The 12,493-nt window shown below is 35.5% G+C and carries 10 protein-coding genes; 5 read left to right on the plus strand and 5 right to left on the minus strand.

All coding sequences use genetic code 11. The features are described 5' to 3' along the window. The first annotated feature begins 7 nt into the window (after nt 1-7). On the plus strand, nt 8-802 hold the full coding sequence (locus MR062_RS13435) for an ABC transporter ATP-binding protein (protein WP_242205133.1): 795 nt from the start codon (nt 8-10) through the stop codon (nt 800-802). Between the two features lie 85 nt (nt 803-887). Here the strand turns inward: MR062_RS13435 and MR062_RS13440 are convergent, their stop codons facing one another. After that, on the minus strand, nt 888-2,288 hold the full coding sequence (locus MR062_RS13440; RefSeq protein WP_242205136.1) for a Gfo/Idh/MocA family protein: 1,401 nt from the start codon (nt 2,286-2,288) through the stop codon (nt 888-890). A gap of 113 nt (nt 2,289-2,401) precedes the next feature. Then, nucleotides 2,402-4,813: a LamG-like jellyroll fold domain-containing protein gene (locus tag MR062_RS13445; RefSeq protein WP_242205137.1), complete on the minus strand. Its 2,412-nt coding sequence runs from the start codon at nt 4,811-4,813 to the stop codon at nt 2,402-2,404. A gap of 275 nt (nt 4,814-5,088) precedes the next feature. Here MR062_RS13445 and MR062_RS13450 point away from each other — a divergent pair, with 275 nt between their 5' ends. From MR062_RS13450 to MR062_RS13465, 4 genes are all read left to right on the plus strand, one after another. Next, nucleotides 5,089-6,408, plus strand: a complete 1,320-nt coding sequence (locus MR062_RS13450) for a DNA recombination protein RmuC (RefSeq protein WP_242205139.1) — start codon at nt 5,089-5,091, stop codon at nt 6,406-6,408. A gap of 187 nt (nt 6,409-6,595) precedes the next feature. Continuing rightward, nucleotides 6,596-7,210 (plus strand): SatD family protein, encoded by a 615-nt coding sequence (locus MR062_RS13455; protein WP_242205141.1) that lies wholly within the window; start codon nt 6,596-6,598, stop codon nt 7,208-7,210. Beyond that, a complete protein-coding gene (locus MR062_RS13460; RefSeq protein ID WP_242205144.1) occupies nt 7,207-7,917 on the plus strand; it encodes a DUF3307 domain-containing protein in 711 nt (236 codons plus the stop codon). The genes MR062_RS13455 and MR062_RS13460 overlap by 4 nt, the downstream gene beginning before the upstream one ends. Continuing rightward, nucleotides 7,910-8,446 carry an acyl-CoA thioesterase gene (locus tag MR062_RS13465; RefSeq protein ID WP_242205146.1) on the plus strand — a complete coding sequence of 179 codons (537 nt, stop codon included), beginning with the start codon at nt 7,910-7,912 and terminating at the stop codon, nt 8,444-8,446. The genes MR062_RS13460 and MR062_RS13465 overlap by 8 nt, the downstream gene beginning before the upstream one ends. 8 nt (nt 8,447-8,454) lie before the next feature. Here the strand turns inward: MR062_RS13465 and MR062_RS13470 are convergent, their stop codons facing one another. From MR062_RS13470 to MR062_RS13480, 3 genes are read right to left on the minus strand one after another with little or no spacing between them, the layout of a single operon-like run. Continuing rightward, nucleotides 8,455-10,968: a TonB-dependent receptor gene (locus tag MR062_RS13470; protein WP_242205148.1), complete on the minus strand. Its 2,514-nt coding sequence runs from the start codon at nt 10,966-10,968 to the stop codon at nt 8,455-8,457. Continuing rightward, complete coding sequence (locus MR062_RS13475; protein ID WP_242205150.1) at nt 10,952-11,863, minus strand: FecR family protein; 912 nt, start codon at nt 11,861-11,863, stop codon at nt 10,952-10,954. The genes MR062_RS13470 and MR062_RS13475 overlap by 17 nt, the downstream gene beginning before the upstream one ends. Nucleotides 11,864-11,911: 48 nt before the next feature. Continuing rightward, on the minus strand, nt 11,912-12,439 hold the full coding sequence (locus MR062_RS13480) for an RNA polymerase sigma factor (protein WP_242205152.1): 528 nt from the start codon (nt 12,437-12,439) through the stop codon (nt 11,912-11,914). Between the last annotated feature and the right edge of the window lie 54 nt (nt 12,440-12,493).

The following is a 12,493-nucleotide window of genomic DNA, read 5'->3' on the forward strand; positions in this document are numbered from 1 at the left end:
TGAACGCGTGACAAGCAAATCCGAACATATTATTTTAAGCACCAAAGATTTAGCTATTGGATATACTTCCAAGAACTCTAAAAATAGGGTGGCCTCCAATATCAACATCGAGCTTCACAGAGGTGAACTCGTGGGGTTGGTAGGAGCCAATGGTATTGGAAAGTCTACTTTATTAAGAACACTTACAACGCTTCAAAGTCCACTTGGAGGCTCCATCGTATTGAATGATAAAACGCTTTCAAATTTCACGTCGGTAGAATTGGCCAAAACCATGAGCTTGGTACTAACGGAACAAATTGTATCCAAGAACTTGTCCGTTTTTGAATTAATTGCTTTGGGAAGACAACCTTATACCAATTGGATTGGTACCATGGCTGCCGAAGATATGGCCATGGTCAATAAAGCACTAAAGCTAACCAACATCAAGGATATTAAACATAAAAAATGTTTTGAACTTAGTGATGGTCAATTGCAAAAAGTAATGATTGCCAGAGCCCTTGCGCAGGATACAGATTTAATCATCCTGGACGAGCCCACCACTCATCTTGATATGTACCATAAGGCGTATATTTTAAAACTTCTTCAAAAATTAGCTAAGGAAACTCAAAAAACCATCCTCTTTTCGTCTCACGAAATTGATTTAGCCATACAACTATGCGATACAATGATAGTTATGACCAAAGAAGGTGTTTATGCCGACGAGCCCTGTAATTTAATTACCAAAGGAATCTTTCAATCCCTGTTTCCAAAAGACCTCATCGACTTCGATTCCAATACAGGAAGTTTTAGAGTAAAAAAATAATAAAGCCGCATCCAAATGGATGCGGCTTTAGAATTCAAAAAAGTTGATTTTAAATACTAAAATCCTATAACTAACTCAAATTATATTACATAATGATATCCAAAGGCTTGGTTGTTTTCCAGGCACCTCGCGTGAAATCAGGGAACTTTTGGGAATCGCCATGCGCTTTTACCGAAGCTTCACTTAATGGCCCTACTGCACTCCAGAAACAACCTTCATACACATTTTGATCTAAAGGTTGCCCTTTACGCAAACATTCAACAATGCGATAAAGCATCATGAAGTCCATTCCGCCATGGCCTCCCATCTTCTTGGAAACCTCACCCAATCGCTTATATAATGGATGTTCGTATTTTTCATAAATAGCGGCCAAATCCTCTCCTTGTGCCCAACTATGGTGGTTTTTAGTTGCTCCTTCAACGCCACCCTCTAAGGCTATACGTGTTGGGAATCCAGCTAAGGTTCCGTTAGTCCCTTGAATTAGATTATGTCTTGAATACGGTCTTGGGCTGGTTTCGTCCCATTGCACCATAATGGTTCTACCTAAGGTAGTTTTAATGATTGAGGTATTGATATCACCGCCTTTAAAGTCCAATTGGTTCCACTTGTGGTCTTTATCAAAATGTTTTTTAGCGTATAAATTCCGTCCTTTCCCCGGTGAAGAAAAAGAATTGATGCGCTCGAAATTATCTTCGCCCCTTGCTAAATTCATATACTGAGCAACCGGCCCTAAGCCATGGGTTGGATACAGGTTCCCGTCTCTTTTGGCATATTCGTAAGTTCTCCATGATCCTGTTCCACGCTCAACCTCATGCATTTGCCCGCGTAGTTCGTGAATATATGCGGCTTCTCCATGAAGCAATTCGCCTATAACCCCTTGCCTGCACATATTAAGGTACAACAATTCATCACGTCCATAATTAACGTTCTCCATCATCATACAGTGCTTCTGGGTTTTCTCAGAAGTTTTCACTATATCCCACATTTCTTTAATGCTTACGGCAATGGGCACTTCTACAAAAGCATGTGCACCAGCTTCCATTGCTGCTATGGCCATTGGCGCATGCAAACTCCATGGGGTTGCAATAACTACCATATCTGGTTTAACCTCATTCAACATCTTTTTCCACTCATCTGCTCCTCCGTGATAGGTCTTTATATCTTTATGACGTTGTCCCGCACCAATCGTTTTACATTTTTCGGCCGACTTTTTAGCCAAATCTTCATATAGATCGCTTATCGCCACGACTTCTGTTCCTTCTATAGTTGCAATTTGTCTGGCATGGCCCGAACCTCTGGCCCCTACACCTATAAAGGCACATCTAACCGTATTAATTTTAGGAGCAGCAAAGCCACCCATATAATTTTCCTTGTATGCATTAGGCGATTCATAGCTATTAGCATTTATAAGGTTTGGTAAGAAAGCCAACCCTACACCTGCCATCGATGATTTTTTTAAAAAATCCCTTCTGTTATTAGAATTCATATACTTCGTGTTTAGATTTTGTGGTCTAAATATACATTCTGAAGTCGTATAAAAAGGTGAACAAATGGGTGAACGCTTTATTTTTTTGCAAAAAAAATATTTTCTTTCTGGCATTACTTCTTTAGCAAGTCCTGATAATTAACATGATAGGGCTCAGCATAAAGGGCTTCATAATTTTTTGAAAATGTAACATAGGCATTTTGTGCAAGCCCGTGTTTCCCCAAAGCAACCAGTTCAATAATTAAAATTTGTAGTGCGTTTTCGTTAAGACTATCGAATAAGAGAATGGTTTTTGCCATTTTAACGCATAATGGCTCAGGTAAATTAGTATGGTGGGTATGGTATATTTTTGATAGCAGATATTCTATTTCATTGGACAATTTAGCCTTAAAATAATCGGCCCATTCGGTTTGGGTACTTTGTAGAACATTACCTTTTTTTAGCAGCTCAAGAAAAGTCTCCAAAGCATCCAAAGCTATAGTTCCACTAGCTTCCATGTCCCTTTCTATCTGCTCCTTCAAACGAATGTATTCGAATACATCTACTTCTAAACTTTCAGCATTAACCATACGCCATCGCTTATCTTCAAAAACCACCTGTAACCCGTCTATTTGGGACAATACCATACGTAATTTTCGAATATTACCATTCCTGTTCTCTTTGGCCTTGACTTTAGATACGCCCGGCCAAAATGTCTCTGTTAGTTTATTGGTAGTAACACCATCTTTTTCATCGAGTGCCGATAAAACTAAAAATGACACCAGTTGCTTATGCAGTGGCGAAAATGATGGTTCCTGCCCTTCAATTAGTTTTAGCTGAAAACTACCAAAAAGACTTAATCTGTCTTTTTTAGCTTCAGTCCTAGGTTCATGCTTAATATAAGGCTTAGCGACTTTTAACATTGTGTTTTTAATCCCTTTTCTTTTATAAATTACAATCGCGATTATCATAATAAAAACAAATATTATAACTCCTATTATTAAAAACATATAATTTATACTACTTCCTGAAGCCTCATTATCACCTTCAAACAACATAGTAACTTCTTTTTGCGAAAGCCCTCTGTCCCAAATCTTCAGATTATCGATCGACCCATAAAATTGTTCTCCCCAAATATTGTTTCCTATCACCAAAGATTGATTGGACGGAATGATTTCGGAAGTATCTATATTCCCTATCTTTTCTCCATTAAGGTAAAAATCGACCGTTGTTCTAGGATTATATACCACCACCAAATGCTGCCAAATTCCTAACTTAAGAGGTTGCTCTACCATATGATCCTTTATGGTAGCCGTAGTAAAATCGGGCATACTTTTATTTAGTTTAACCGAAAACGCCAAACCAACCCCTACAATTCCCATAAAATCCTGTTCCTTTTCCGGTTTTAACCAAGCCGAAACACTTATTGGCGTTTCAAAATCGAGCGTATTCGGTTTGGAGTAATCAATAAAAGCATCTAGGGTATTCAAATACAAAACAGGCCCTCGCTCTGGATCTGTAATAAAAGAAATATCCTTTGTTATAATCCTATCCCAGTCTTGCTCTGCATGGTTTACAACACTTTTATCAAAAGAAAAATCGTATTCCAGGGCATCTTCTAACGCTACGTCATACGCTGTAAATAAACGCGGGGCATCGGTTTGGGAAGCATGGTGAATGACTTCTGCCGGAGTTATACGGTAACCATTCTTATAAGGAGACAATACTTGCTCCTTTTGGATTAAAGGAAAAGAGAATTTCGCCGGCGTCATTATTTTGGGCGATTTTCGCCATGACACCTCGTTTAACAGAGCTCCCTTATATTCCACAACACCCCTAAACCGCCTAGTACGATTTAAGGAATCTACTACGTATTTTACATGTGCAACATCCATATTAGGGGCTTCTATAAAATGTGGAGCGGTTCCCGTTGTTTTCCAGAACTCAAAAACATGGTTAAATAAAGTAGTGTCTGTAGCCACTGGTGTCCTAAAAAGTACAAGCTTATCTATGGGATCTCTGGAAAACCTGTCTAAATATTTATTTTCATTTCGAACACGTTCAATGGAAGTTTCAGCCAAGTCTTGTTCAAAACCAACGATTAATTCTACATCCCGCGCTTTAAGTGATTCTATCTTGGGCCAATGGTCGCCTTCGATTAAGAAAAAGTTTTCAGATAAATGCGTTTTCAGATAATTGAGAAACGCTTCTTGATCGATTGTTCCTTTAAAAACTAAAGCGATTAAGGTACTGTCTTCTTTTGCCAAAAACTCTTCTATATCGGAAAGCACAGTTTCCAATGGTTTCTTCGTTGTACCACTTTTTACAGCATAACTTGTATTGGTTCTTTCTACCTCTAAAAGAAAAGCACGGGCTCCCTGCTGAAGCTTATAAGCAATGGAATCGGCTGAAGATTGGCTAGCAAAAACATAATCGTTAAGCATTAGATCATTTTGGGCATGACTTTGTTTTGTAATGAAAAGTGCAAAAAACAACAATAGCAACAGATATTTTTTTGTTAGCTTGAGAAACTTATCTATTACCATTAATCACTTTTTTAAATGAATTTTTTACTTTAGAAAATCTAATTAACCTTCCCTAAAACATCTTAACCAATCACTCCCAACCAAAATTATATAAAAATAGTAGAAGTGAAAAGAAAGGTACTTAAAAGATAAATTGTAAACCATAGAATTTATTACTTTTACTCAATAATCGAGATTTAAATATTCCGAGGCTTACCTCGAAATCAAAATATTTTTCCTAATAAATACTTCGTGGGCCTGCCCCGAGGTAGTTTACCTTAATTCTAAAAAGCACCATGAACGACAGTCTTATTCTTATCCTTGCCATACTTATTTCTGCTGCAATTGGCGGCTACATAGGAAACCTCTTTACAAAACTTAAGGGTAATAGTGAAAAAAGCACTTTGGGAGAACGCCAAAACCAAATGCAAGTCACTATTGAAGATTTAAAGCAACAATTGGATAAAGCCGAAAACGAACGCGAAGAAATAAGACGTGAAAAAGAGTTTTTAAATACAGAATTAGCCAGAAGAAATTCTGAATACGAAAATTTACAACAACTTGCCTCAAAAAAGGACAAAGAACTGGAAGAACGCCAGGAACAATTACGTAAAGACTTTGAATTGCTTGCCAATAAAATCCTTGAGGAAAAATCCAATAAGTTCACAGAACAGAACAAAGAGAATATTAAGAATATTTTAAGTCCACTTCAAGAAAAAATTCAAGGGTTTGAAAAAAAGGTGGAAGCCTCTCAAAAAGAAAGCATTAGCATGCATTCTGCTTTAAAAGAGCAATTATTAGGTCTAAAAGATTTGAACCAGCAAATGACGAAAGAGGCCACCAACCTTACCCGTGCTTTAAAAGGCGACAGCAAAATGCAAGGAAATTGGGGCGAATTGGTTTTGGAGCGCGTACTGGAAAAATCGGGCTTGGAAAAAGACCGCGAGTATTTTGTACAGCAAAGCTTTACCAGAGAAGATGGTTCCAGGGTTATGCCCGATGTGGTATTGCATCTTCCCGATAATAAAAAAATGATCATTGACTCTAAAGTATCGCTTACCGATTATGAGCGCTACGCCAATGCCGACGAAGACGAAAAAAGTCCTTTTCTTAAGGCTCACGTCAATTCTATTAGAAAGCACGTCGACCAGTTGTCTGCTAAAAACTATCAGGATATCTACGATATAGAATCGCCCGATTTTGTATTGATGTTCATTCCTATAGAACCCGCTTTTGCTGTTGTGGTACATGAAGACAACAGTATTTACAATAAAGCTTTCGAAAAAAATATTGTTATTGTAACACCATCTACCCTACTGGCAACACTGCGCACCATTGACAGCATGTGGAACAATGAAAAACAACAGCAAAATGCTATTGAAATAGCCAGGCAAGCTGGTGCGCTATATGATAAGTTTGAAGGTTTGGTAAAAGACTTAACAGGTGTTGGTAAGGACATAGATAGGGCTAAAACCAATTATTCTGCTGCTATGAATAAGCTTGTAGAAGGGCGTGGGAATTTAATCACCAGTGTTGAAAAGCTTAAAAAAATGGGAGCCAAAGCAAAAAAGACACTACCTGAAGCTATTATAAAACGTGCTCAGGAAGAAGAATAAACTAGTTAATACTACCTAAATCGTTATCAAAACCTAGCAGTATTCCACTTTATTAGGTAAACATTTGTTTATCACCTAAAAACGTGATATATTTGATTATTCCGTAATAAAGGAATAATTTATATTATGCCATAAAAACAGAATAATTAACAATATTCCATTATTATGGCATTTAAACCGAACTATCATGACGAGTGTTATTACAGGTGATATAATAAACTCAAGAGCTCAAGAAAATCCTGAAGCTTGGCTTAACGCATTAAAAAATGCATTGCTAATATTAAACCCTGATTCAAAGTCATGGGAAATATACAGAGGAGATAGTTTTCAAATAGAAATAAAAGATTGTTTATCAAGCTTTAAATATGCCGCATACATAAAATCTTGTATAAAATCTATTTCTGGATTAGATGTTCGATTAGCCATAGGTATTGGCGATAAAACCTACCAAGGTAATCGAGTAACTGAATCTAATGGAGAAGCCTTTGTTTTTTCTGGGGAAGCTTTAGAAGCTTTAAAAAAAGAAAAACAAAACCTAAGAATTAAAACTAAAGATTTTGAACTTAACAAAGAACTCAATCTCTATTTCAAGCTAGCTCTTATTGCCATGGATAATTGGACCCCAAACTCTGCAGAAATTGTAAAACTTAGTCTTGAAAACCCCAACATTCTGCAAAGTGAATTAGGGAAAATAGTTGGCATTAGCCAAGATGCGGTAAGTAAGAGACAAAAAAGAGCGTATCTCAATGAAATCTTGGAATTAGACCTTATGTATAGACACAAAATAGCCACCTTATCATGATTTTAATTAAACTTTTAATAGTACATTTTATTGGAGACTTCTTTTTACAGCCTAAAAGCTGGGTTACAAATAAAGAGAAGAAAAAACTAAAATCACCTAAATTATACCTACATGTATTAATCCATATGGCCTTAACGGCCATTATACTTTGGGACATCTCATTAATTCCTATTGCTATAATTATAGGTTTGTCCCATTTAATAATTGATGCAACAAAGCTTTTGGTACAAAAGAAAAAAACAAAACGTCAACTCTTTTTTATAGACCAGCTTTCGCATATATTAATTATTGTTCTTTGTTATTTTTTCTTCACCCAAGACCCCTTACAATTTGAAAAAGATTTAATAGAAAACGGTTTATTACTACTACTCTGCTTTCTATTTTTAACAACTCCTGCCTCTATAATTATGAAAACCATTTTTATAAAGTGGAATATTTCAGAACTTACTAAAAATAACAGGTCCCTTGAAGGTGCAGGGAAATATATCGGTATATTAGAACGCTGTTTAGTGTTTATATTTATCATTTTTGATCATTGGGAGGCCGTTGGTTTTCTCATCACGGCTAAATCTGTTTTCCGATTTGGCGATTTAAAAAAATCCAAATACAGGCAGCTTACAGAATATATTTTAATTGGCACACTTATTAGTTTTAGTATTGCCATAGTAACAGGTATCATTTATAATATTGCAATTACTTATGTTTAAAAACATAACGGACTCACAAGTAACCATCACAGAACTAATGCTTCCGGCACACTCTAACTTTAGTGGTAAAATCCATGGGGGGTACATTTTAAACCTAATGGACCAAATTGCCTTTGCCTGCGCTTCAAAACATTCGAGACACTACTGTGTAACTGCTTCTGTAAATCGAGTAGATTTCTTAAACCCTATAGAAGTTGGCGAGCTTGTAACCCTTAAAGCTTCTGTAAATTATACGGGACGCACTTCTATGGTTATTGGCGTACGTGTAGAGGCAGAAAACATTCAATCGGGCGAAAAAAAACACTGTAACTCCTCTTATTTTACCATGGTGGCTAAAGATGAACAAGGTAAAAATGTAAAGGTACCAGGCATTATATTAGATTCTGAACAAAGCATTCGTAGGTTTTCAAGAAGTATTGCCAGACAAGAACAGGCGAAACACAGAACTTCAAAATTCAAATCCTCTGAATTTAAAATCGAAGAACACTTAGAGCTATTAAAGCATCATAACGCTAAAATTGAAATTTAATTTTTCAATTAAAAATAAAGTCTAAAAAAAGCATTAGGGGTGAAACCCAACGACATTTGCCTGGTTTCGACAGCCTCACCTTCGTTTACACGGTAAAAGTTGTTAATCTCATTCTCCCTATCAAATACATTCCATACAGAAATCCCTGTATTTACTTTAGTCCCTTCACTTAATTTAAAGTTATAAATGGCAGATATGTCCAACCGCAAATAATCCTTTAAAGTAGCGGCATTGGTATTAGCATAATTAATTTCATTATTAACTACTTCATCACCTCTCACCGGTCTCGTTGTTGGTTTGCCCGAATGCCAGTTTAATCCTGCTGCTAATTTTAAACGGTTTAAAGCATATGTGGCACCAAAACTAACATTATGGACTATATTGTAATTACTTGTAAATGGTTGGACCTCTAAAGTCTTAAACTCATAATCATTATCCATATACGAATACCCCAACCACGCATCCAATAGATGGATATGCTTCCTCAATAGCACATCTACTCCAAAAACCGTATAACTGCCTTGGGCTTTAGCAAATTCATACTGATTTTGAAAACCTTGACTTTGAGATGTTATGCCCTTAACTCGCTTTAAATACGTATCTAAATTAAATAGCCACCCCCGCTTGCTAAAATTTATACCTGTTGAAATTTGTTTGCTTCTTATAATGGGAATATCCTCATTATTAGCTAATTGCCAACGGCGCTTCTCTACTCCTAAAAAATCGCTTTGAAAGTTAATAACCTGTGAGGTATTTTGATGCTTGAACTCTCCCAAAACTTCAAATGTTAAACCATCCAATAATTTTTTATTGAAACTAAACCTAGGTTCCCATATCAACTTATTAAACTTATTAAAATAATTAAACCTTATCCCTACATTTAAAGCCATATTCTTGTTTGTGGACTTATAACCTAGAGCGGTAAAAACACCATGTGTTCTAATAACTTCAGAAACGAGGTTCCTAAACAAAGGATTGTCTACATCATCTAAATTAGTAACTTCCGTCTCTACAAAATGATACCCATTTAACAGTTGTAACCTAGGGTTTATATTATAAAGTGTTTTTAGCTTTATACTACTCTCTGAAACACTGTTTTTTTGCAAGAAACGTTGGTTATCTTGAATATTAACATTTATCGCCTTTAAAGTATAATCGGTTTCATAAAACTCAAAAGTAGTTTTAAATACATCATTCCAAGTGCGCTCATAATTGAGCCCTTCAGCAATACTGTTTTGCGTTAGGCTACTTTCTCTAGATTCGGTGCCTTCGCTACTAATTAGGTTTTCATCAAACAAAAGTTCGTTATAAACATTAATAAAATTAAGTTGTAATTGGTCTTTATTACTTACTTTATAAATCCATCGAAATGAGGTGTCGTAAAAATCAAACTTTTTATTGGTATTGATTTCTGTAGATGTATTGTTACTAAGCTCTGTGTTTTGGGAAATTCTATCGAAAAACGCAGTATACGTTGGTGTTTTTAAAAAATCGTTTATCGATTTTCTTGCGGCTATTTGAATGGATGACTTATTTCCCAAAGGAATGTCCAGGAAACTGTTTAAATTAGTGAAATCAACCCCTATGCTTCCTTTGAACTTAGTATTTACCTCCCTCTCCGTACGCATATCAATAGTCCCAGAAACACCATCGGTGAAAGATACATCGCTACCATTTTTTCTTAAAAAGACCTTTTGTGTAATTTGTGGATTGTACATAGATATTAAACCAAAAAAATGACCAGATTGATACATTTTAATATTATCCCACAAAATTAAATTTTGGTCATGCGAGCCTCCCCTTATATTTATATTGGAAACGGTTTCGTTTACACTTTGAACGCCTGGCAATGCCTGAACCGAGTGCAATACATCGGTTTCGACTAACCCTGGAAGAATCTTAAAATTAGAAAAGTTTATTTCAAAAGAACCGTCATTAATTTTGCTAATACCACTAACCAAATAATTTGAGATAATAACTTCGGACAAAGTGTAAAAATCTTGATCTAAGAAAACATCACTACAATCATTAAAATTGAATGTATTGATATCTATCTTTAAAGTTCTATAGCCCAAACAACTAATAACAATGTCTTTATTGGAACGATTTAATGTTAATTGAAAAAAGCCTTTTTCATCACTAACCACAGCATCACCATTACTATAAACAACAGCATTCTCTATGGGTTGTGAATTCTTATTTCTAATAACGCCACAAATGGTTATTGATGCTTTTGGGGTTACAAGCACTATGTTTTGTCCCATTAAATTAAACGACAAATTTGTTTGGCCTGTCAAGTCTTGTAGTATCGCGTCAAGTGTTTTTGTGGAATCGGGAAAATGTACTGTTACACCACTTACCAAATCTTCAGCATAATTAAATTTCACATCATGCTCGCTTTCAATAAAAGTAAAAACAGCTGTTAGTGCTTTTTTATTATCAACCTCTTGAGCCGACACAACACCCATAAATAAAAGTATTCCAAAAAATAATAATGTAAACTGCCTAATTATTTTTTCCATGAATAATAACTAGGTTTGAATCGCTCAATTCGTAGGTCATACCCATTGGTTGTGTAATGGCTATCAAGGCTTTTTTGATGTTATTATGCTCAAATGCACCTGTAAACAATCTATTTACATCCATGTTTTTTGCAACAACCTCAACCTGATATTGCCTTTCGAGTTCCGCTAGCACCTCCTTTATGGGTATAGCTTCAAAAGTGCTCATATTATCCAACCAGGTTGGCCCATTGCCCGAGATTTTTTGAGCAGAAAAAACACCATCGTAAAGTTTAAAAACATCGCCGGCCTGCAATTGTTTTGTTATAATATTTGATGTTACTTTTACAACGCCCTCATAACATTTTACCTCAAAAAAATGGTCGCGTTGCTTTACATTAAACACAGTACCGATAACTTCAACGGTACCATTTTTTGTTTCAACGGTAAAGGTTTTACCCTTAGCCACCCTAAAGAAAGCCTCGCCATGAAGTTTTAAATTTCTGCTTTTTTGCCAATCTTTTGCATGGTATTCAATCTCAGAACCAGCGTTTAGCTCTACTATTGAATTGTCTGGAAGCTCAATAGTTATTTTTTGACTCGCCAAAGTTTTAATCTTTTCTGTATCATCAAAGAAAAAAGTAAAATAAACACCCAGGGCTATTACAACTATACTGGCTATTTTTAACAGATAATAGCCTGAAAACCATTTTTTACCAAGCGATTTTTTTGAATTATATTGATGTTTAAAGCGCGTAAAGTCATCTGCTTCAGAAAATTGATCTGCTTTAAAACGCTTAGCCGTATCAACTATATAGTTATTGAACTCAGCATCATCCAATCTGTCAAAAGCCTCCCTTTCAGATGCTGTTAAATCTCCTTTCAACCATTTTTCTATGAGATAATCTTTATCCATGCTTAAGTTGTTTTTACTATATAACACCTAAAAGGGCCTTTCTCCTGATTATTTTATTTTAAAACCTTCCAGCTCATTCCTCAAAATATTAAAAGCGCTATAAATTCTGTACTCCACCGCTTTTTGCGAAATCCCTAAAATATCGGCTATTTCACTGTGTTTCTTGCCTTCAACCTTATTCAGCATAAAAGCCACACGTTGCTCTTCGCTTAAGGACTCCAATACGCTTTTATAGTGTTCTAAAAACTGCTTTTCTTCTAAAACAAACTGAGGGGTTTCATTGGTTTGTTCCTGCTTTTTGTTTTGTCCATACTTTAAAACTACCTTTTGATGCTTAATATCGTTTAGCACCATATTATTGGCAACAGTAAATAAAAATGAACGTGCTTTGCCTACATTTACCTTTTTACAATACCCCCATAGTTTAATGAACGCTTCCTGTGTAATATCCTTTGGATTAATTTGCGCCCCATATTTATAATATAAAAAATCATGCAACTCATTAACATACTTATTATAGATACGTTCAAAATTCTTTTCGTCGCAAAGGGTTTTGCCTAAGTCTTTAACACTCATATAAAATTGTTGCCACTAAAGTTATATAAAATTTATAAAAAAGTTTCAGGAGTT

The sequence above is a fragment of the Aestuariivivens insulae genome, from assembly GCF_022662195.1.
In the GTDB taxonomy this organism is placed as follows: Bacteria; Bacteroidota; Bacteroidia; order Flavobacteriales; family Flavobacteriaceae; genus Aestuariivivens; species Aestuariivivens insulae.

Bases quoted from the DNA above. Each gene is read 5' to 3' on its own strand.
- MR062_RS13480 (WP_242205152.1), bottom strand. From the start codon at position 12,439: ATGAGTGTTAAAGACTTAGGCAAAACCCTTTGCGACGAAAAGAATTTT.
- MR062_RS13440 (WP_242205136.1), bottom strand. From the start codon at position 2,288: ATGAATTCTAATAACAGAAGGGATTTTTTAAAAAAATCATCGATGGCA.
- MR062_RS13475 (WP_242205150.1), bottom strand. From the start codon at position 11,863: ATGGATAAAGATTATCTCATAGAAAAATGGTTGAAAGGAGATTTAACA.
- MR062_RS13460 (WP_242205144.1), top strand. From the start codon at position 7,207: ATGATTTTAATTAAACTTTTAATAGTACATTTTATTGGAGACTTCTTT.
- MR062_RS13455 (WP_242205141.1), top strand. From the start codon at position 6,596: ATGACGAGTGTTATTACAGGTGATATAATAAACTCAAGAGCTCAAGAA.
- MR062_RS13465 (WP_242205146.1), top strand. From the start codon at position 7,910: ATGTTTAAAAACATAACGGACTCACAAGTAACCATCACAGAACTAATG.
- MR062_RS13445 (WP_242205137.1), bottom strand. From the start codon at position 4,813: ATGGTAATAGATAAGTTTCTCAAGCTAACAAAAAAATATCTGTTGCTA.
- MR062_RS13470 (WP_242205148.1), bottom strand. From the start codon at position 10,968: ATGGAAAAAATAATTAGGCAGTTTACATTATTATTTTTTGGAATACTT.
- MR062_RS13450 (WP_242205139.1), top strand. From the start codon at position 5,089: ATGAACGACAGTCTTATTCTTATCCTTGCCATACTTATTTCTGCTGCA.